At 50.7% G+C, this 20,786-nt stretch carries 17 protein-coding genes; 11 read left to right on the top strand and 6 right to left on the bottom strand.

The annotated features are described in order from the left end of the window. The first annotated feature begins 1 nt into the window (after window position 1). Genes Q8M98_03310 through Q8M98_03290 form a run of 5 tightly spaced genes read left to right on the top strand, consistent with a single transcriptional unit; the run spans window position 2 to window position 6,345 of the window. The gene (locus Q8M98_03310; protein ID MDP3113784.1) at window positions 2-463 is read left to right on the top strand and encodes a (2Fe-2S)-binding protein; all 462 of its coding nucleotides are present in this window, start codon (window positions 2-4) and stop codon (window positions 461-463) included. Beyond that, window positions 464-2,815 carry a xanthine dehydrogenase family protein molybdopterin-binding subunit gene (locus tag Q8M98_03305; GenBank protein ID MDP3113783.1) on the top strand — a complete coding sequence of 784 codons (2,352 nt, stop codon included), beginning with the start codon at window positions 464-466 and terminating at the stop codon, window positions 2,813-2,815. It abuts the gene before it with no gap. Continuing rightward, on the top strand, window positions 2,808-3,998 hold the full coding sequence (locus tag Q8M98_03300; protein MDP3113782.1) for a CaiB/BaiF CoA-transferase family protein: 1,191 nt from the start codon (window positions 2,808-2,810) through the stop codon (window positions 3,996-3,998). Before Q8M98_03305 ends, Q8M98_03300 begins: the two co-directional genes overlap by 8 nt. Then, entirely contained in the window at window positions 3,999-5,240 is a 1,242-nt protein-coding gene (locus tag Q8M98_03295; GenBank protein MDP3113781.1) for an amidase, read from the top strand. A gap of 4 nt (window positions 5,241-5,244) precedes the next feature. Next, window positions 5,245-6,345, top strand: coding sequence for an iron-containing alcohol dehydrogenase (locus tag Q8M98_03290; GenBank protein MDP3113780.1), 1,101 nt, complete (start codon window positions 5,245-5,247; stop codon window positions 6,343-6,345). Between the two features lie 75 nt (window positions 6,346-6,420). Here Q8M98_03290 and Q8M98_03285 read toward each other — a convergent pair whose 3' ends face one another. Beyond that, the gene (locus tag Q8M98_03285; protein ID MDP3113779.1) at window positions 6,421-7,299 is read right to left on the bottom strand and encodes a pyridoxamine kinase; all 879 of its coding nucleotides are present in this window, start codon (window positions 7,297-7,299) and stop codon (window positions 6,421-6,423) included. A 1,001-nt stretch (window positions 7,300-8,300) separates the two neighbouring features. On the opposite strand from Q8M98_03285, the gene Q8M98_03280 reads away from it, so the two are divergent. Together Q8M98_03280 and Q8M98_03275 are read left to right on the top strand one after the other, a co-directional pair. Next, complete coding sequence (locus tag Q8M98_03280) at window positions 8,301-9,806, top strand: T9SS type A sorting domain-containing protein (protein MDP3113778.1); 1,506 nt, start codon at window positions 8,301-8,303, stop codon at window positions 9,804-9,806. A 148-nt stretch (window positions 9,807-9,954) separates the two neighbouring features. Beyond that, a complete protein-coding gene (locus Q8M98_03275; protein ID MDP3113777.1) occupies window positions 9,955-11,211 on the top strand; it encodes a T9SS type A sorting domain-containing protein in 1,257 nt (418 codons plus the stop codon). 53 nt (window positions 11,212-11,264) lie between these two features. Here the strand turns inward: Q8M98_03275 and rsmD are convergent, their stop codons facing one another. The 5 genes from rsmD to Q8M98_03250 all read right to left on the bottom strand — a co-directional run bounded on the left by rsmD (window position 11,265) and on the right by Q8M98_03250 (window position 14,813). After that, entirely contained in the window at window positions 11,265-11,822 is a 558-nt protein-coding gene (rsmD, locus tag Q8M98_03270; GenBank protein MDP3113776.1) for a 16S rRNA (guanine(966)-N(2))-methyltransferase RsmD, read from the bottom strand. A 15-nt stretch (window positions 11,823-11,837) separates the two neighbouring features. Further along, entirely contained in the window at window positions 11,838-12,005 is a 168-nt protein-coding gene (locus Q8M98_03265; GenBank protein MDP3113775.1) for a hypothetical protein, read from the bottom strand. After that, window positions 12,005-12,577, bottom strand: a complete 573-nt coding sequence (locus Q8M98_03260; GenBank protein ID MDP3113774.1) for a hypothetical protein — start codon at window positions 12,575-12,577, stop codon at window positions 12,005-12,007. Before Q8M98_03260 ends, Q8M98_03265 begins: the two co-directional genes overlap by 1 nt. 88 nt (window positions 12,578-12,665) lie before the next feature. Next, window positions 12,666-13,319 carry a helix-hairpin-helix domain-containing protein gene (locus tag Q8M98_03255; protein ID MDP3113773.1) on the bottom strand — a complete coding sequence of 218 codons (654 nt, stop codon included), beginning with the start codon at window positions 13,317-13,319 and terminating at the stop codon, window positions 12,666-12,668. Window positions 13,320-13,331: 12 nt separating this feature from the next. Further along, window positions 13,332-14,813: a TlpA disulfide reductase family protein gene (locus Q8M98_03250; GenBank protein MDP3113772.1), complete on the bottom strand. Its 1,482-nt coding sequence runs from the start codon at window positions 14,811-14,813 to the stop codon at window positions 13,332-13,334. Window positions 14,814-15,037: 224 nt separating this feature from the next. On the opposite strand from Q8M98_03250, the gene Q8M98_03245 reads away from it, so the two are divergent. From Q8M98_03245 to Q8M98_03230, 4 genes are read left to right on the top strand one after another with little or no spacing between them, the layout of a single operon-like run. After that, window positions 15,038-17,824 (top strand): chitobiase/beta-hexosaminidase C-terminal domain-containing protein, encoded by a 2,787-nt coding sequence (locus Q8M98_03245; GenBank protein MDP3113771.1) that lies wholly within the window; start codon window positions 15,038-15,040, stop codon window positions 17,822-17,824. An 11-nt stretch (window positions 17,825-17,835) separates the two neighbouring features. Continuing rightward, window positions 17,836-18,708 carry a protease HtpX gene (htpX, locus tag Q8M98_03240; GenBank protein MDP3113770.1) on the top strand — a complete coding sequence of 291 codons (873 nt, stop codon included), beginning with the start codon at window positions 17,836-17,838 and terminating at the stop codon, window positions 18,706-18,708. Then, window positions 18,705-20,060 (top strand): 23S rRNA (uracil(1939)-C(5))-methyltransferase RlmD, encoded by a 1,356-nt coding sequence (gene rlmD / locus Q8M98_03235; protein ID MDP3113769.1) that lies wholly within the window; start codon window positions 18,705-18,707, stop codon window positions 20,058-20,060. The genes htpX and rlmD overlap by 4 nt, the downstream gene beginning before the upstream one ends. After that, on the top strand, window positions 20,060-20,500 hold the full coding sequence (locus tag Q8M98_03230; GenBank protein MDP3113768.1) for a hypothetical protein: 441 nt from the start codon (window positions 20,060-20,062) through the stop codon (window positions 20,498-20,500). Before rlmD ends, Q8M98_03230 begins: the two co-directional genes overlap by 1 nt. Window positions 20,501-20,786: the final 286 nt, after the last annotated feature.

Raw genomic sequence — 20,786 nt, 5'->3', positions numbered from 1 at the left:
GATGGCAAAGATCAGAATCACTTTGAACAAAGAAAAACGCCGCTTGGACGTGGAAACGAACGAGACATTATTGGAAGTTCTGCGGGATAAACTGGGCATGAAAAGTCCCAAATGCGGGTGCGACCGCGGAGATTGCGGCTCCTGCGCCGTGCTGCTTAGTGGCAAGAGCGTTCGCTCCTGCCTCATCCTGGCAATCGAATGCGACGGCGTGGAGATCACTACTTTGGAAGGTATCTCGCAGGATGGAATGAACAAATTGCAGGAAGCCTTCATCGAATTCAGTTCCTTCCAATGCGGATATTGCGCTCCGGGGGTGATCATCAGCGCCACCGAATTGCTCAAGGCAAATCCTCATCCTTCGCTGGACGAAATCAAGGAAGCTTTATCCGGAAATCTTTGTCGCTGCACGGGTTACACTCCCATTTTCGATGCCATTCTCGCAGCTACCAAGAAGGAGAAATAGATGGACTACAAATACATCGGCAAATCGGTTCCCCGCATCGACGGGAAGGAAAAGGTCTCCGGAGCCGCCATCTTTGGCGATGACATCGATTTTGGCGCCAACCTACTCTACGCGGAGATAATATCCAGCACCAAGGCACACGCGCTCATCAAATCCATAGACACATCCCGGGCGGAAAAACTCGAAGGCGTGGTCAAGGTCTTCACCGGCAAGGACTTTCCTTTCAAGTTCGGGCTTTATATGAAAGACCGCTATGTCTTTGCCCAGGATCGGGTTCGCTTCGTCGGAGAACAAGTTGCCGCAGTGGTTGCCCGCACTCCGCAGATCGCCAAAAGAGCGGCACTATTGATAGAGATCGAATATGAAGCCCTACCCGTCGTGCTGGATCAAATGGACGCTCTCAAGGACGGCGCTGTTCTATTGCATCCGGACTTGGCGGATTATCCTCACGTTCCGTGGTTTTTCCCCAAAGAAAAAACCAATATCGCCCACTGGCGCAAGACCCGCAAAGGCGATCTGGAAAAGGGGTTCGCGGATGCGGACGTGATACTTGAGGAGACTTATGAGGTTCCGCGCTATGCCCACTGCGCCATCGAGACCCACGTGGCGATCGGCAAATATGACCTCTCCGGCAGACTGACGGTTTGGAGTTCATCCCAATCCCCGCACACGCAGAGACATCTTTTTGCCGAAGCGTTGGCACCCTTAGGACTCACCCACAAGGACGTGAGAGTGATCGCTCCGCACGTGGGAGGAGGTTTTGGCGGCAAGGCGGGAGTCACCATGGAAATCATTCCCGCGGCGCTGGCAACCAAGCTCAAAGGCTATGCCGTGAAACTGCGTTGGACACGGGAACAAGAATTTGTGAATACATATCAGCGTCTCGGAGTCGTGGCAAAGCTCAAGATCGGGGTCAAAAATGATGGCACCATCACCGCCCTCGATCACAAGATTTATTGGGACGCGGGAGCTTATGTGGAATACGGCGCGAACGTAGTGAACGCCGTTGGTCTTTCCGCCATCGGACCTTACCGCATCCCGAATGTATCGATAGATTCCGTATGCGTTTACACAAATCTGCCTCCGGGAGGAGCATATCGCGGTTTTGGCTATTCGGAGATGCTCTTCGGTCTGGAATCCCTGATCACGACAGTCGCCAACAAGATCGGCATGGACGAGATCGCTTTCCGCCGCCACAACGCCATCCTCGAAGGAGATACGACAGCCTATGGCGTAAAGATGAATCCCAACGGTCTTTTGGAAGCGATCGACAAGGTCAAAAAGGCGATCGATTGGGATAAAAAGCTGGTTTCCAAAGACCCGACCAAGGCTTTGGGAAAGGGCTTTTCCCTTTTCTGGAAAGCTCCGGCGATGCCGCCCAACGCTTCTTCCTCCGCGTTTTTGAAGTTCAACGAGGATGCCAGCATCAATCTCATCATCTCGGGCATGGATATCGGTCAGGGCTACCAAACAGTGATGGCACAGATCGCCGCTGAGATTTTGAGCGTGCCGCCTGACAAGATCAGGGTGGAGACTCCCGACACGGATCGCAACCCCTATGAATGGCAGACGGTTGCATCGCACATCACGTGGAGCAGCGGCAACGCGGTCAAGAAAGCCGCCATCGATGCGCGCGAGCAGATTTTTGCCCTCGTACACCGCGTTTTCAACCTGCCCATCGATGAGCTTTTTCTTGAGGACGAAGCGGTCAAATGCAATACCGACAAGAGCTTCAACCTACCTTTGCGCTCCTTCATAGTGGAAGGAATAGCAACTAAAGACGGCACTTACAAAGGCGGGCCGATCAACGGACGCGGGATGTTCATGCCGGAATATTCATCCGCCGCGGGAGATCCGGAAACCAGTCAGGGGGGGCATCCAAACGTGCATTACACCGTCGGCGCCGGAGCACTCATCCTCGAAATCGACAAAGAGACCGGCAAGATGAAAGTCCTCAAGGTAGCGGAGGCAATCGATGCCGGAAAGGCGATTAACCCCGATCTAATCAAAGGACAGATCACCGGCGGCTTACTGCAGGGCTTGGCGACCGTGCTCTATGAAGACATGCGCTATGACAAGCACGGCAGGCTGCTCAATCCCAATTTCACCGATTACAAGATTCCCACTTCGATGGACGTGCCGGACGAGATCATACCCATCATCGTGGAAGTGCCTCAACCGGACGGACCTTTCGGCGCCCGCGGAATCGGCGAACATACCATGCTGCCGGCGGCTCCGATGATCGCCAACGCTGTCTTTGACGCGCTCGGCATCAGGATCAGACAGATGCCGATCACTGCCGAAAAGGTTGCCCTGGCGATCCTCGACAAAGGCGGAAAAACAGATGGATAAACCCCTATCCGGAATCCGCGTCCTCGATCTGACCAGAGTGCTGGCAGGACCTTACTGCACATTGATCCTGAGCGATCTCGGAGCTGAGATCATCAAGGTGGAAAATCCCGCAGGGGGTGACGATTCACGTGGCTATGGACCATTTATAAATGGGAGAAGCCTCTATTTCATCAGCATCAACCGCGGCAAGAAGAGCGTTTCACTCAACCTAAAAACGCCAAAAGGTAAAGAGATTCTAAAGGAATTGGCAAAACACTGCGACGTGTTAGTGGAAAACTTCCGCCCCGGAACGATGGAACGCCTCGGACTCGGATACGAAACTCTCAAAACCATCAATCCGCGTCTGATCTATGCCGCGTCCTCGGGATTCGGCCATAGCGGTCCCTATTCTGAAAAACCGGCATACGATATCCTCGCCCAAGCCATGGGCGGGATCATGAGCATCACCGGGTGGCAGGGCATGGCGCCCACGCGGGTGGGCATGTCCCTTGGGGATATCACGGCATCTCTTTTCACCGCCATCGGCATCAACGCGGCTCTTTTCCAGAGAGAGAAGACCGGTTTGGGACAAAAAATCGACATCGCCATGCTCGATTGCCAGATTGCGATCCTCGAAAACGCATTGGTTCGCTTTCAGGCTGAGGGAAAGAACCCGCAACCGATCGGCAACCGGCATCCCACCATTGCTCCCTTCCAGGCATATCAGGCAAGGGACGAATATTTCGTGATCGCCATCGGCAACGACAGCCTGTGGAAGGCTTTCTGCCAGGCAATCGAACATGAAGAGCTGATCACGCACGAGCTTTTTGCTACAAACAAAGCCCGCGCTGAGAATCTGGAGACGCTGAACCAAATCCTGGAACCGATGTTTGAAAGCAAACCCGCCGGCGAGTGGCTCTGCCTGTTTGAAACGCATCAGATACCCTCTGCTCCGATCAACAAGATTGATCAGATCATGCAGGACGATCAAATCAGAGCCCGCAACATGCTCGTCGAGGTGGAGGACGGCATCGCCGGAAAGATCAAAATCGCCGGTAATCCGATCAAGATGGACAGCATCCCGGAATCCCCCACACGAGAGAAGATACCCGAGATCGGCGAACATAACCATCAAGTGCTCAGTGAGTTGCTTCTTATGAGCGTTGACGAAATCAATCATCTACGCAGCGAGGGCGTGATCTGAATGCCTCCTGATATCCTGCTGCAGCGCGTTGAAGAAATCTGCAGGCTCTTGGAGCAGCGCGATTCTCTCATCAATGCTTTCCTGCCTGAAACGGGGCGCCGCGAACGCTTGAAAAAACAAGCACAACAACTGATCGACCGCTATCCCGCTCAGAAACCACTGCTCTATGGATTGTTAGCCGGCATCAAGGATATCTACAACGTGGAAGGCATGCCCACCCGTGCCGGTTCACAGCTTCCGGAAGAGGCATTTATTGGCGAAGAATCATCCTTGGTCACCATGCTCAAAGCTCTCGGAGTACTCATCGTGGGAAAGACGGTCAGCACGGAGTTTGCCTATTTTCAACCCGGAGAGACGCGCAACCCCATTGATCCCAACCATAGCCCCGGTGGTTCATCCAGCGGTTCGGCTGCTGCGGTGGCGGCAGGTTTTTGCGATTTTTCCATCGGTACCCAAACTATCGCTTCCGTGATCCGTCCTGCGGCATATTGCGGGATCGTGGGGTTCAAACCAAGCTATGGCATCTTCCCGTTGGACGGAGTCCTCCCTTTCTCCCAGTCCGCCGATCATCCCGGCTTTTTTTCCTTAAGCATCGATGCCATGATCCGGATCATGAAAGCCCTGTTGCCGGGTTGGAAAGATGAGGAAACCGATGAACCGACCCTCGGTATTCCTTCCGAATACTTTCTGGGGCAAGCGAACGAGGAAGCCCGCGCCGCATTCCAAGAATCAAGGAATAAGCTTGTCTCAAGCGGATGCAGAGAAATCGAAACCACGGTGTTTGAAGACATTGAAAGCATCAACAAGTTGCATCAGGATCTGATCGCAAGAGAGTTTTACCTCAATCACGAGCAGCTTTACTCAAGCTATGGATCATTGTATTCTCAACCGTCAAAAGACCTGTTCCACAAAGGAAAGGCGATTCCGGATTATAGAGCCGATCAAGCGAGAACAGAGCAAAAGCGCATCAGACAACAGGTGAGTGAAACGATGCGCGACACCGGCATCAAACTGTGGATCAGCCCCTCAACGACCTCCGCCGCGCCCCGCGGACTCGAATCCACCGGCAGTCCCTTGATGAGTCTGCCCTTCACTTTTTGCGGTTTGCCGTCAATCACTATACCCCATGGAAAAAGCGCTCACGGGCTTCCATTTGGTATCCAGATTTCCGCAGAATTCTTGAAGGATCACTATCTGCTCAACGCTGCCAAACACATTACAAATAAACTATTTACAGGATAAAAACATGTTTTACCTTCCCACAAGGATATTTTTCGGAGCCGATGCTCTGGAACAGAGCAGAGATCACATCCAGCCATTGGGACGCAAAGCCTTGATCGTCACCGGAAAAGCCGGCGCAAAACAATGCGGCGCTCTGGACGAAACATGTGCTCTGTTAGACGATCTCGGCTCCAAATGGTCTCACTTTGACGAGATCACGGAAAATCCCGTCCTTGAACAAGTTATCTCCGGCAAAAAGCGATTCCTGCAGGAGGACTGCGATTTTCTCATCGGCATCGGAGGAGGCAGCCCAATCGACGCTGCCAAAGCGATCTCTTTGGCAGCGGCAAACGATCTGGGCATTGATGATGTCTATGACGTGAGTCGTTTCAAAAAAGCCTATCCGATCATCGCCATTCCCACCACCTCCGGAACGGGCACCGAAACAACCCAGTATTCAGTTTTGACCGATAACGCCAAACAAAAGAAAGCTGGTTTCGGCAGCGAACTGGTTTTCCCCAGTCTGGCGATCTGCGTTCCCAGATACACTCTCTCTTTGCCGCAAAATGTGACTCTCAATACCGGCATCGACGCCCTAAGCCACCTATTGGAAGGCATCTATTCGGTAAAGCGCAATCCTTTACTCTATCCCTTGATCCAAAGCGGCGTCAAATCAATCATCCTAAACCTTCCCATCGCCTTAAACGAACCCGGGAACCTGAAAGTGCGCGAGGAACTGATGCGCGCATCGCTCTATGGCGGAATGACCATCGCCCATGCCGGAACCACGCTTCAGCACTCCATCGGTTATCCGCTGACCTCGCTATTTGGCGTTCCGCACGGGCTTGCCAACGGCATCGTGATGAAAGACATGATGGAGCTCTATTTTCCCGCGGTCGAGACGGAACTGAACGCAATGTTCGCTCATCTTGGCATGAGCAAAGCCGATTTCTTTGCCTGGCTGGAAAAGCTTCTCCCCGATACCTATATCCCATTGACGGAAGAGGAGATCGAGTGCTGCACCACCGAAGTGATGGCAAGCCGCAACATGGCAAGCAACCCCTTTGTCGTGGATGCCGATCAGGTCAAAACGCTTTATCGCAAAACTCTACGGGATACGCTATGAATAGCAGACACTTCACTGATGAACGGGTGAATAGGTGAGCAAGTGAACAAGTGAGTCTCGCGGGGGCGACACATCTTATCTACCAGATGAAACTCCGGTAAAATATCCCATAATATCCAGATCCATTACCCGCTGAAGCGCGATTCCAGTTCTGGGATCCTTCACCAAAGGTATGCTGAGCCGGATCGCATCCCTGAGCAAAACCATCGTCGCCTGGATCGAAATCCCGATCGGGAACCCGTTCATTATCCCCGCTATCAGAAATGCCGAAAAGCAATCTCCAGTCCCCGGAAACCAGACCGGCACGTATTCACAACTGTATTCACAATAGACATCCATCTCCCGGTCATAATGTCCGACGTGGGTGTAGCGCGGATCCGCGGAAGGCACGCTGGTGATGATGCAATGCTTTGTTCTGTCCATACAAAGCTGCTTTGCCCAGCAACCGCAAGCCTCGGAATCTATTGAAGCATTGGGATCGGCTCCCACAAGCATCGCCGCTTCAAAGACGTTTGGACTGATGATATCGGCATACTTTACGAGCATTTTCATCGCGTCGATCATGGATTCATCATAGCAGGAATAAAGCTTTCCCGCATCTCCCAAGACCGGATCGACGAGGATGATCCCATCCTTTGCCACAAGATCACCAAATGCGGAAACCAACATCTCCGCCTGAGCCGGATTGCCCAAAAAGCCTGTGTAGATGGCGTCAAAGCGCAAACCGAGTTTTTTCCAGTGCCCGATGAAATCCATCATGCTATCACCGAAATCCACCATCCGGAATCCCGGAAAATCCGTATTTGCAGAAAGCAGCGCGCTGGGTAAAACCGCTGTTTGCAGCCCCATGCGATACATGATCGGCATGATCGCCATCAGCGAAGTGTGTCCGAATCCCGAAAGATCGTGCACCGCGAGGATGCGTTTGTCCGGTCTTGAGTCCGAGTGTGTCATACGATCCCTTTTTTACTGGTATGTAAAGAGTATTTGCGTTTCAAAGCCTGCGCCTTGATCCGATCACTCTTTCTCAGGCATTCTCCTCAGGTCAAGTATTTTCTCCAATGAGATTCAACCTCAAGTCCTAATATAGTTGACACTAGTTGACATTTGGTTCATTTCAGTCTTAAGCTTTCGCTTTCTGCTATGGCTTTTCGCCTGCAGTTTTACGCTTTCCTTTTCAGTTGAGACTTAATAATAGCCCTACGTAAGATATGGCGTACCCCGCTGATGATAAAGGGCTTATATTGAGTTATAACCAGATTTACGGATCTGGAAAAGCTGGCGTGTAAGCTTCACACCCTTAATTTTCAAGCTGCCGCGCACGAACCGACGGGGACGTCGGTAATTCCATATTCACGCCTCAATTTAGCTGAAACTTCGCTTTGAACCAAAACTCCGCCGTTGACATCTGATTGCTGCACTAAAACCTTGTCAGGCTGAGTTTTAAGTCAAGACTGGATTCCAGTTCCAGCCTTCGCTGGAATGACACGCTGGTATGACTGGTTCACCCGTTCACTCGCACCCAAAAATTCCGGTTCTTCCCCCTTCGCATTACGGAATCAATACGGACTCATTACGGACTAAGTCCGTATTGACTCCGTAATGCTAAGGAGTAGCGCAGCATGCCGATGCTGCGGAGAAACATGCTATGACTTATCCTGCAATGAGTTAGCCTGAAAACTACCTCATTCAGAAAGATACCTGACAGTCCATGATTGGGACATAGTTGGAACAGGAAAGGATAAATCCAAAATCGCGGGAGGGTTTATCGCTGATTAATGGCACTCAAGACCACTATCTATGCAGGAATACAATAACTGCCGCGTAGTTTTGTGGATGAATTTCAACAACCACTCCAATAAAGATGTGAATTATATAAAATAATACTCGACAGCCTGTATGGTTCTAAATAAAAAGGGCAATGTCATCAATGAAAAGTTTTATAAGGAGGAAAGATGAAAACTACCATTGTGGCCTTTGTGGTTATTCTCGCTGCACTTACGAGCCTAACAACGCTATACGCACAAACTGTATTATTGCCGGGGGACATTAAGATTCTCAAAATCGGGTACGAGGGAGAAGCAATATGTGACCCCTTCTATTTCAAATGTCGAGTAGCTCTGGAACCAGGAACGGAACTATATTTTACTGACTGTGGAGTTAGGAGTAACGGTACTTTCTTGCCAGCAAACTCATCTGATGAAGGGCACATTAAATTGACTGTGCCGGAATTCTATCCTGCATATTTACCATTCGTCATTTATGCCCCAATTGTAAGTGACTGGATTAGGGTTTTAGGAATATTCGGAACATCAACTTTGCTTGCCGGTGATCAAATAATTTGCTACCAAGGTTCGATTAATAATCCCACGTTTATCACAGCTGTAAACTTTAGCGGTGGTGGATGGCAAAATGAAGCATTCACTTTTGAGGAATCTACTTTACCACCTGGGTTAACTAATGGGGTTGATGCTTTGGCTTTGGATAGAAGTGTATTTACCACTAGCACAGCTTTCTATAATCCCGATGGTCTTGTTTTCGAGATTATTCCTGGAGGTGGTGGTGATATCAATTTAACAGATATAGAATGCCCAAGAACCGTACACGTGGGAATCTGGCCTCCGAGCATTGGAAACGAAGGTGATGTGAGTTTGCTTGATATTGCTAATTGGTGGTCTTCTAACTGGGGCTCAATATACGATTCTAATTTGTGGAGTGCTGGCTACTTCGAAGCGTGGGATATCATAGTCCTTCCAGCTAATCTAACACAGCCTCCTCCAGAATTTTATCCATGGACAATTCCTCCAATTGCTCTTGCATTATACTGGATAAATGTGCCTGACACATGTCCCGTCGAATTGTCATCCTTTACTGCGCTTGCCACTCAACAGAACTTTGTTCAGTTAGATTGGATAACACAATCAGAAACAGAAGTTTTGGGTTTCTATATCTATCGCAACACCATTAGCAATCTGGAAAGCGCTGAGATGGTCAGTCCTTTAATTGCGGCAACGAACACATCTCAGGAGCAAAGCTATCGATTTACGGATCGAGAAGTTCAGCTCGGTACCTGGTATTATTGGTTGCAAAACATGGATATGAACGGAGAGTTCAATTATCACGGACCTGTGAGCGCCACTTTGACCGGCGGCATTGACGTACCGGTCACTCCTGAAATACCGCTCATTACCAGCATCCAAAGTATCTATCCCAATCCGTTTAATCCTGTTACAACCATCGCCTACGGTTTGGACAAAGCGGGAGACGTTAAAATCGAGATATACAATATCCGGGGTCAGCGCATCAGCACGTTGATATCCGGTACGATGAACGCCGGCAATTACCGGGTGAGATGGAATGGCATGGATGAGGATAACCGCTTGTGTACATCCGGGGTTTACCTTGTGAAGATGATTACCGGGCAGCATTCTGCTACAAGGAAAATCATCTTGCTGAAATAGTATCATAATGACTATGGGATAAATGAAGAAGCCTCGTCATCATGGCGAGGCTTTTTTGTAAGGCACGCCAAGAACAGATACTATGAGGTGGAATGCCGATACGGAACAAAAATTGCTTTATTATAAACAGAATAATAAGGAGCTGATCATGAAATATCTTGCGTTGTCTCTTGTGATTGTTGCGCTGCTTTTTGGGGCGATCCCACTGAGCGCGCAGGCGCAGCTTGTCGGCGAGCTGGTGATTGATTCCGTGAGCGGCTACATAATCCAGATGCGGCTGATCGTGGAAAACATCGGAGATCAGACCTTTAGCTATGAATTCCCGGATTCCGAGATGAGCTATTACAGCATCAATGGAGAGGCTGTCCACGAAATGGTATTACCAGTGGTGATTCCGTTTACACTTGACCCCGGAGCCAGTTTCATCTTTAATATGACGCACAACCATCCGCTTGATCCGGGTGTGTATGTGATTCAAGGCTACCTGGCTATCATCGATGAACAGGGCAATCCCATGCCGATTGGAGACCCCCAAACGGTAATCATCGGAGATGCTATTCCCATCACTATCGGAGCCGGGGATCAGCTTTCCCGCATCCCGATAGATTTTTACTGGCGATCCACCCTCTATGAGTGCGTTTTCACCGCAGAAGAGATGAACCACACTTCCGGATGGATCACTTCAATCTCGTTCTACAACAATTTTCCCCTGCAGAGTTTCCTAAACCAATTGATCCATGTCTATCTGGCACACGTGGTTCAGGACGATCTTGCCGCTGGATTGATCGAGAGCGGTATCCTGATTCCGGTATTTAACGGCTTGGTGGATTTTCCCATTGGATCAAACGAAATCAATATCCCACTGTCTTCCGCCATTTATTACAATGGAATCCACAACCTCGGACTGGTGGTGTTTCGCCCCATCCCAAGTTCCTATCAGACAGGGGTGGAGCCATTTCAGGCACAGGCTGCCGATCCCCTGCGCTCCCGAAAACTCTTTAGCGACCACCTAAATCTGAATCCCATGAACAATCCTGCCGCCAACCCCAATCAACATATTGGTTTCATGCCCAAAACAACCTTCTACCTCATTCCCTATACTTCGGGAAACAGTAATGAGAACCTGCTGCCAGACCCGCTGAGTGTAAACCATCACCCAAATCCAGTATATGGTATGTGTAGCATAGAGTTAAGGTTGGTAAAACCGATGCCGGCACGGGTGGATATATTCAATCTGAGGGGGCAGAAAGTGCGCAGCCTGCATAGTGACAATCAAGCCAAAGTCCATCTGCTGCAATGGGATACCAGGGATTCAGCGGGGAAAACCTGTCCTTCGGGAATCTACTTCTACCGCGTCCACGCCGGGAAAACCACGCTCACAAAGAGATTGATCCTGCTGCATTGATTTGGGGTCGTGGAATCTGGAGCTTGGGCTCCCTGCTTCCGAAACGCCAATATCTATCTTGCCGTTGACTCGTTTTCAGCTCTGCTCAGAAAGCTGAAACTGGAGGTTTTGGTGCATTTATCCTTATAGACAAAGGAGCTAAGCTCTTCCGCGACGGGCTCCTTGGGGCTATGTTCCGCAATGACGATGCCGCCAATGAGCAACAGATCGTGGGCAAAAATGGTTTTCAGGATGGGGTTGAGCAGGCTTTTATCGTAGGGGGGATCGAGGAAAATGATGTCATAGCGCTCGCGCGGATCGGTCAAAAAGACTTCCGCGCGTTTGCGAAAAACGTGGCATTGATCGGCACAACCGAGCAATTTGATGTTTTTGAGCAGAACTGAGATCGCGTTTGAGGAAAACTCCACAAAGTCCACCCAAGCAGCTCCGCGGGAAAGAGCTTCCAAACCCAACGAACCCGTTCCGGCAAAGAGATCGAGCACGCGCGCGCCTTGATAATCCTGGTGCACGGAAAAGATCATTTCACGGTTGAAAGCGGAGGTGGGACGCGTAGTCGCACCCGGTACCATAAAGAGATTTCTGCCCTTGAAATTGCCGGTGATGATGCGCATCGGGGCTCCGGAAAATCAGAGCTTTTTGGGTCTGCCGGGGGGAAACTTCAGCTTGACCATCAGTTGCACGGGCTCGGCAACGAAACGCGGACAGGAGATCACGATGATGCGTTTTTCCTGCTTACACTTCTTGCGGCAGCGCGCGCAAAGCTTGTTGTATTTGCTCAAGTCCTTGTTGTTCATCAATCTCTGGGTTTGAAGCTCTGCATCTCCACAAAGATTGAGATAAGTTCGCTAAATTTGATGTCGTTGAGCTTTTGTTTGGGATCGAATTTGCCCAAAAGGGCGATCATGAGATCCCGAACGGTGTATTCGGAATATTCGGTGGCGGTGTCTAAGATGTTCATCTGGGCTTGCTGTTCGATCTCCATCAGCATCTGGGTGAGCAGGTCGCGCTGTTCGGGTTCTTCGAAGCCAAAATCCTCATCATCATCGAAAAAGATATCGGCATCGAGGGCGCCTTCACTGATCTTTTGCGCGGCTTGTGCCATATTCTCAAAACCGTTGTGGTTCAAGATTTTGAGATATGCCAGCTCCTCAGGCGTAAAGAGCTTTTCAATGCGGGGATCATAACGGTTGCTGGGATCGTTTAATATGCGGATGTGCAGAGCTTCGATGCGCTCCCGCACTGCGGGCGAGGCATCGTTTTGGCTGATCAATTCATAGGCGGCAATAGCGTCGAAGAACTGGTTTTGTTCCTCGAAGAGCTTTGCCAGCGTGACGGTCGGCACCCAACTGCGTCCTGTATTTTTCATCATTTCTCCCAATAACCTTATTTAATGAAACCATGCTGACACAATGCCATTTTATGTCAATTAAAAACGTATAATCCGTTTCAAAACATCAAATCGCAAGGCGGTGACGGATCTTTTCCAGCGTCTTAGCGCCGATGCCTTTGACCTTGACGAGGTCCTCGATGCTGCCGAAGGCGCCGTTTTCCTTGCGGTAATCAATGATCGCTCTTGCTTTGACTTCGCCGATGCCGCTGAGTTTGGTGAGTTCGGATATGCCACCGGAGTTGATATTGACGATGGAGTCATCGTCCGCTTTGCTGAGTGTTGACTTTTTTGTGCCGCCGTTTTCCTTTGTGGATGGGCTTTTGGCAACGGGGGCGACGATCTCGCTATCGCCGAAGATAATCAGCATCGGTTTCATCTTTTCGTAGGTGCCCTGCCCGATGCCTTTGATATCCATGATCTCGCTCACATTTTGAAAAGGCTTTTCCTTGCGGCGGGCGATGATGTCCGCGGCGCGTTTTTCACCGATGCCGGGCAGTAGGATCAATTCCTCTTTCGTGGCAGTGCGAATGTCGATTTTGATCTCGGCGTCGGTCTTGACGGTTTCCTTGATCTCGGAGGTCGAGACGGGGCGTTTCGAAGCCGCCAAAGGAGTCCATCCCATCAGGTTCAAAGCCCCTCCCAGCATGAAAAAGCATGCCAGATAGAGCAGCACTTTCTGCTCTTGAGGCGTGAGGAGATTGTTGATCGGGTTGCGCATTGCGATATCTCCTTATTTCAGAAGTTCTTCCATCCAAACCGTGAGCTTTTCCGGCATGAAATCACCGAACCCTCTTTCCTCGAAGGCGATCTTTCCATCCTTGTCGATAGCGCAGATATAAGGGATGCCTGAAATGTTGAAAGCGGTCATCAGATCGTTATTACCAAAGAGCAAGGGCATGCTGAGCCGATTTTCTTTCATGTAGGCTACTGCTTTTGGGGAATCGTTTTCCCAGGTATTGACGGCAAAGACCTTGATTCTATCCATGGTAAAAGTCTTCATCCAACTCTCGATCAGAGGCATGTCCGTGCGGCATGGCGTACACCAGGTAGCCCAAAAATAGAGCAGTATCGGCGTGCCTTTGAGATCGTTCAGTTTGACGATGTTTCCCTTTTCGTCGGGCAGTTCCCAATCCGGCGAGGGCTTGGATATCCTTTTGGCAATGGTTTCCACGCGGCGTTGGGCTTTGGCTATGTCCTCGTTGGCGCGCGCCGTTTTGACATAGATATCCCAATTGGGGCGTTCTCTCAAGGGTGCATAGCGTTCGTGATCGACGAGGTCGTCCACGGTGACGCTATTTGTTGCCAACGCCAGATCGATCAGATTCATTGCGGCATCATATTGTTTGCGGACGATCGCCAGTTCGATGCGGATCAGGATGGTGGAATCGCTGTTTAGATACTCCGGGTTGGCGTTCAGCCAGCTTTCCAGCTCATCCCAGAGGCTGGCGGATTGATAGACGAACATCAGGTAGTTGTTATAGACCCGGATGCTGTCCGCCGCGGGAATCTTGCGGTTCGCGACCGCGGAGGAAAGCATGCGCGGAAAGAGGATTTCGAAGGCACGGATGCGCTTGGATTCCTTGATAAATTGGAGCATGAGGTTAAAATTCGTTTCGAGGGCGCCGATGTCCCGCAACTGAATGAGATAGGATTCCGCCCGGCTATGATCCTTGGCGTGATTGAAGTAGTGAAACAGGGCGAGCAGCGCATAGTCGTCTGCCGGAAAACGTCCCAGTCCGTCCTGCATAAGTGCAAGATCGGTGGAACGATGCCGATTCAGATCTTCTGTCAAGGCGGCTTTTTCATCTTCATTGATCATAATTTGGGCATAGGTGGAATAGAAAAGCCGGTATGCCCAATAAAACTCAGGCGCTTGGGCGATCAAGGAGCGCGAACCGGAAAGCTGCACGGAGTTTTCCTCATGGTTGCGCAAATAGAGATAATTATAGGCGGGGGATTCTGGTTCTTCACGATGCTTCCGTGCAAAAAAAGCACGGCAGGCATTGGCATCCAGACGCATCCAGTAGTTTTGCAAAGCACGCAAGTCTTCCAGATCGCTCAGCTTGGGCAGATATTCATGGATCAAAGCCAGCGCTTTGGCTTCGGTATCGGCAGCCATCATCTTTTGTTTAAATTCCGCCGCGGGGCTTTGTGCAAAAGCCACACTTAGCATTATCGCGCTCAGCAGGATACTAACAAACAGTTTATTCATTGTTATGTTCCTAATCTCCATTTTCATTCTATGGTAAATCATCAGGAGTGGCAAAATCTGTCAAGCAAGAACTGCGGGCAAGGCTTGTGAAACGGATTTTTGATCCCTGAAAAAGATTTTCCTTGCCGATAATCCACATTCCTCAAATCTGTCCTTTCGCTTATTGTATAGATAGTGAGCAAAGAATAAATGAGATAAATAAATACCCCTTCAAGGAGTTGAAGATGAAAAAGCTAGTACTATTCGCCCTGATCCTGATCGCATTGATCGGGATCCTGAACGCCCAAGGTCTGGAGACCTTTACCAATTTTACCTATACCGGCACCGCATATATCGACGGAAACTTCGTCGGAGACAACGGTGTGACCTGGAATTACTGGCATGTTACCGGTTCCACCGCCGGAACGAACGTCAACCAGATTGAGGGCAACGGCATGCTTTTACGCCGCTCCGACGCCCCCAGCAGGACCATCTCCGATCCGATTCCAAACGGAATCGGTGATTTCAGCGTGCAGATGCGCAAGGCATATACTTCCTCTGGAGTGCGTCAGGTAGCGCTCTATGTGAACAACGTATTCATCGCCAACTCGCAGGAATTTGGCGAACCTACCGGTGGAGATCCGACGGTTCATACCTTTGCAGTGAATGGCATCAATGTCTCCGGCAACGTTGTGATTGAGATCAGGCATATCACCGGTGGAGCCGTGAACCGGCAGCTCACTATCGACAACCTCCAATGGACTGCCTTCGGAGGCGGAACACCCACGACCGCGACACCCATTTTTGCGCCCCTGCCCGGATTTTTCGCGGCGCCGGTTTCGGTCTCGATATCCTGTTCCACAGCGGGCTCAAGCATCTTCTATACCACTAATGGCACGACGCCCACACCGGCTTCCACACCCTACACCGCTCCTTTCACGATCTCGCAAACCACCACGGTGAAAGCCATCGCCACCGCCCCCGGGCACAACAATTCAAACATCGCCACGGGCACCTACAGCTTCCCGGTGACGGTCAATTCGCTCGCTCAGCTCAGAACCATGCCTGTGGATGGAGTCACCGTCTATGTAATTGTTAGCCAAGTGATTTTGACCTTCAAACAGACTTTCCGCAACCAGAAATATGTGCAGGATACCGGCGCGGGATTGCTCATCGATGACGTAAACGGGATAATCACCACAATATACAACGTCTATGACGGGATTACCGGGTTCACCGGAAAGCTCAGCGAGTTTGGTGGAATGCTGCAATTTGTGCCCACTTTGAATGCCCCCGCGGCAAGCTCGACGAATAATACCGTGACCCCTCTCACCGTCAGTTATGAACAGCTTATCAGCAGCTTTGAAACCTATGAATCCAGGCTGATCAAGGTGACGGAAGTATCCTTCACCACCCCCACGGGCAATTTTGCCAACGGCATCGTCTATCCCAGCTATGATCAGGATTCGGACTATAACATCCGCACTACCTTCTATGACGTGGATTATATCGGAACCCCTCTGCCCACATCGCCGAGGCACATCACCGGCATTCCCACTTCCCGCACGGACGGAGCATATTTCACACCACGGTGGCTTTCCGATTTTGAAACCACTACAGGCAACGTCGCAGCTCCCACCTTCAGCGTCCCCGCCGGCTCATACTATTCTCCCATAACTGTTTCCATCAGCACGACAACTACCGGCGCGGCGATTTATTATACCTTGGACGGCAGCAACCCGACCACCTCATCGGCGTTGTATTCAACCCCGATCAATATCTCCGCCACCACCACATTGAAAGCGATTGCATTTCTCACCGGATTCCCTCCTTCCTCCATTAGCTCGGCTACCTATACCTTCCCGGTAAATGTATCCACCATCGCCGCTTTGCGTCTATCTCCCACAGGGACAACGATCTATCGCCTAACCGGTGAAGCGGTGGTGACTTTTGCCCAAGCATATCGTAACCAGAAATTCATCCAGGACGGCAGTGCCGGAATCCTGATCGACGATCTGAATGGCGTGATCGCCAGTCCCTACTTTGTCGGCGACGCCTTTAGCAACCTTGTGGGCACCCTATCCGTCTATGGAGGAATGCTGCAATTAGTTCCCACGATCAATCCCGGCGCACCCAGCTCCACCGGCAACGTAGTCGTCCCCCAAGTGATCACTTTCCAGAGCTTTATCAATAATTTCGAGGACTATGAATCCGAGCTGGTAACCTTCGACGGAGTGCTTTTCCCCGATACCGGAGAGAACTTTGCCAACGGCACCGTCTATCCGATCGCCAATCTCGACGGCAGCCAGACGATCAATCTTCGCACCACTTTCTATGACGTGAACTACATCGGAACGCAGATGCCAAACGTCCCCGTCCGGCTCACCGGAATCCCCAATTCCCGCACGGACGGAAACTATCTCACACCCCGAAATGCGAATGACTTCTTCCTGGCAGAATTCCTGGCACCTTCATTTCTCACTGCGGAAGTCTTTGCCGGAACGCATGTTCTGCTCACATGGGGTTTCACAGGCGGTCTGCCTTGGGGCTTGAGCGGATTCCAGATCTTTCGCAACAACCAACTTATCGCTACGGAAAATGATCCCAACCTCACTAATCTCGTAGATGTCCCGCCCCCAGGAACTTACACCTTCTTCGTGAAAGCAATCTATTTCGGAGAATACGCGTCTCCACCATCCCAAACCGCCAGCGTGATTACCGGATCCTCCAATGACGACCCCGGAACACCAAATCTGTTAACTGCGTTGATCGGAAACCATCCCAATCCCTTCAATCCCAGCACGAGCATCTCCTTCTCCCTCAAGGAAGCGGGAATCGTGCACATTGATATCTATAATCAAAAGGGTCAATTGGTCAAGAACCTTCTCGACGAAAGCAAAAACGCCGGTGTCCATAGTGCGGTCTGGAACGGAAATGACAACAACGGCAAGCCTGTAAGCAGCGGGATCTACTACTACCGTATGCAGAGCGGAAGCTATGGCAGCACACGCAAGATGTTGATGCTGAAATAATTGGAGTATTAATGACCGGTTTAAAACGCTTCGGGATCTTCATCATTACGAACCTTTTGGTGATGATGGTGATCTCCGTCATTCTGTCCCTGATCAATATCCCCATGGATCAATTGTGGGGACTGCTTGCCATCTGTGCCATTTTCGGCTTTGCCGGATCCTTTATCTCCTTGTGGACGAGCAAGTTCGCCGTCAAGCTGGCATACAAGGTCAAGCTCGTCAAACCCGAAGAGGCGAGTGGGAAAGCCCGCTTTCTCTATGATACGATCGAAAAGATGGCAGCCTTTGAGAAGATCAAAATGCCGGAAGTGGGGATCTATCCATCACAGGATGCAAACGCCTTCGCCACCGGTGCCACGCGAAACAGCTCCCTGATCGCCTTTTCCAGTGGTCTTTTAGACAATCTTTCCGAAGAGGAGATCGCCGCCGTAGCCGGACACGAAATGACGCATATCACACAGGGAGACATGGTTACGATGACTCTGCTGATGGGCTTGGTCAATACCTTCGTGATGTTTTTGGCAAGAGTTCTTGCCTTCGCGCTGGATGTCGCCATGCGCGACAAAAACGGCAGAGGCGGACTTGGCTTTTTCGGCTATTTCATTGTGGTAATGCTTTTGCAAAACGTGCTTTTCCTGCTTGCATACATCCCCATCTGCAGTTATTCACGCTTTCGCGAATACCGCGCGGACGGTGGAGCAGCAAGGCTCACCGGTGCCGCAAACATGATCAACGCGCTGGAAAAGATCGGACGTCTCCACGTTCCGGAAAAGAAGACGGACGCCTATGCCACGGCAAAGATCAACAATACTCGCAAGGCATCGCTCTATGCCACACACCCAGCCATGAAAGACCGCATTGAGCGGCTTAGGAAGATGATATGAAACAGATCTATCAGCTCAAGATCGAAAGAATGACGATGAACGGTTATGGCATCGGATTTGCCAATTCCAAAGCCGTTTTTGTCTCCCAAACCCTTCCCGGAGATGTCATTGACGCCAACGTCAGCCATGAGCGTAAGGAGATCGTCTTTGCCAGAGTGTTGCGCTATATCTCACGTGGAGAAGGATATCTTCCCCCACCCTGTGATGCCTTCACCAAAGACCCTGCCTGCGGAGGCTGCGATTGGCTGATGGCGGATTATACCCATCAATTGAAGTGGAAAAACTCGCTGCTCCGCGAAGTCTTTGAGCCCTTCATCGCTGCGGACAAAATCGCCGACATCATCCCTTCTCCAAAGGAAAAGCACTATCGCAACAAGGTCTTCATGCCCGTCGGCAAAAGTGCCGGAGGCATGGAATACGGCATTTTTGCCAGATTCTCCCACCACATCGTTTCCCACAATGAATGCCAGATACACCCGCCGGTCTTTGACGCCATCGCCAAACGCGTGACCGATATCTGCCTCAATTCCGGAATTGATGACTATGACGAATTGCGCCACAAAGGTAACCTGAGGCATCTCGGTCTCCGGATGAACAAAGACGGCAGCCAGATACTGCTCGTGCTCGTCACCCTCAGCGCCAAACTGCCTTTTTCAGGATTATTAGTGAAACAGCTAACCGCAGAATTTCCAACGCTTTGCGGCATCGTGCAAAACATCAACCGCGAGCGCGGAAACATTATTCTCGGCACCGAGGAAAAGCTCCTTTGGGGCGAACCTTCAATGATCGACGAGCTTGGCGGCAGCCGCTTCAGAGTTCACTATCGCAGTTTTTGGCAGGTCAATCCCTATTCAGCGGACCTGATCGTGAACCAGATCGCGGGGCTTATCTCCAAGCGGGATAGAGTGATAGATGCCTTTAGCGGCATTGGCGCGATCGGTATTCCCCTTGCCCAGCATGCTGAAACAGTAGTCTGTATCGAGGAAAACGAGTTCGCTTGCATGGATGGAGAATTCAATGCCGATCTGAGCGGATTGACCAATCTTTCCTTCATCCGCGCGCGGGTGGAGGATCAGCTTCCGAAACTATTGGCGGACAAGGAACAAGGCAGATTCAGCACCATCGTTTTCGATCCACCTCGCGGGGGTTTGGAAGCTTCGGTCATTGAAGCTGTTTTAAGCGCCAAGATCCCCAGGATCATATATTTAAGCTGCTCGCCCATGACCATGGCGCGGGACATGAAACTCTTCATCGCCAAAGACGCCTACCGCGTCGAATTCATCCAACCCTTCGACATGTTTCCCCAAACCTGGCACATTGAGTGCCTGGCACTGCTGACCAGGAATAAATAATGCCCTCACGGGTTCTGCTCATCCGGCTTATTATATTGCTGATCATAGCACTTATGATAGGTTCTTGCGGTTGGAACGATCCCGACGACACCGCCATTTCCGAGATCCGGGATATCCTCTATGACATCTCGGTCAGTTTCAATTTCGGCAACATTACCGGAATCATGCGTCATGCCCATCCGGACTATTTGCACAAAGGCATGCGGGACTATCAGCTACGTGAACTCTGGCTCGACCGCATGGCACTTTATTCCATGCTCAATATGGAAAACATTCTCATTTCTGTGAATGGAGAGCGCGCCACCGCGACCATGCTAATGCGCTTTCAATCCGCCTCCGATACACTCATTCTGGATGAACCAAACATTAGCGGCGATGCCTCCTATTTCTATTACGACGGAAATAAATGGCGGCTCTATGGAAATCAGAGCTATTTCTAAGACTTGGAGTTTGCGCACCATTATCTCCCATAGCCGTAAAGGGATTTTGCACGAAAAGTCAATTTCTTTGTCGGATGTGAGAGTATCATCGCTACTGTCGTAAACGGGATAGAGTCCCTTCGTGTCGCCGACGAGGACGTCGGCGTTCGTGCGCCTGTGAGCGATACATATCAGACAGGTGAAAGTCCTGTTCAGAGCACCGTTAAAACTCTGTAGCCGAAGGTAACTGCGTCACCGTGAGGTGGGGTGGAGAGCAACTGGAAGCGAATGACCAGTCCGTAGGATA

The sequence above is a fragment of the Candidatus Cloacimonadaceae bacterium genome (assembly GCA_030693415.1).
GTDB lineage: Bacteria > Cloacimonadota > Cloacimonadia > Cloacimonadales > Cloacimonadaceae > JAUYAR01.
The sequence above is the reverse complement of the archived record's forward strand: the minus strand, read 5'-3'. Positions and strand labels throughout refer to the sequence as shown.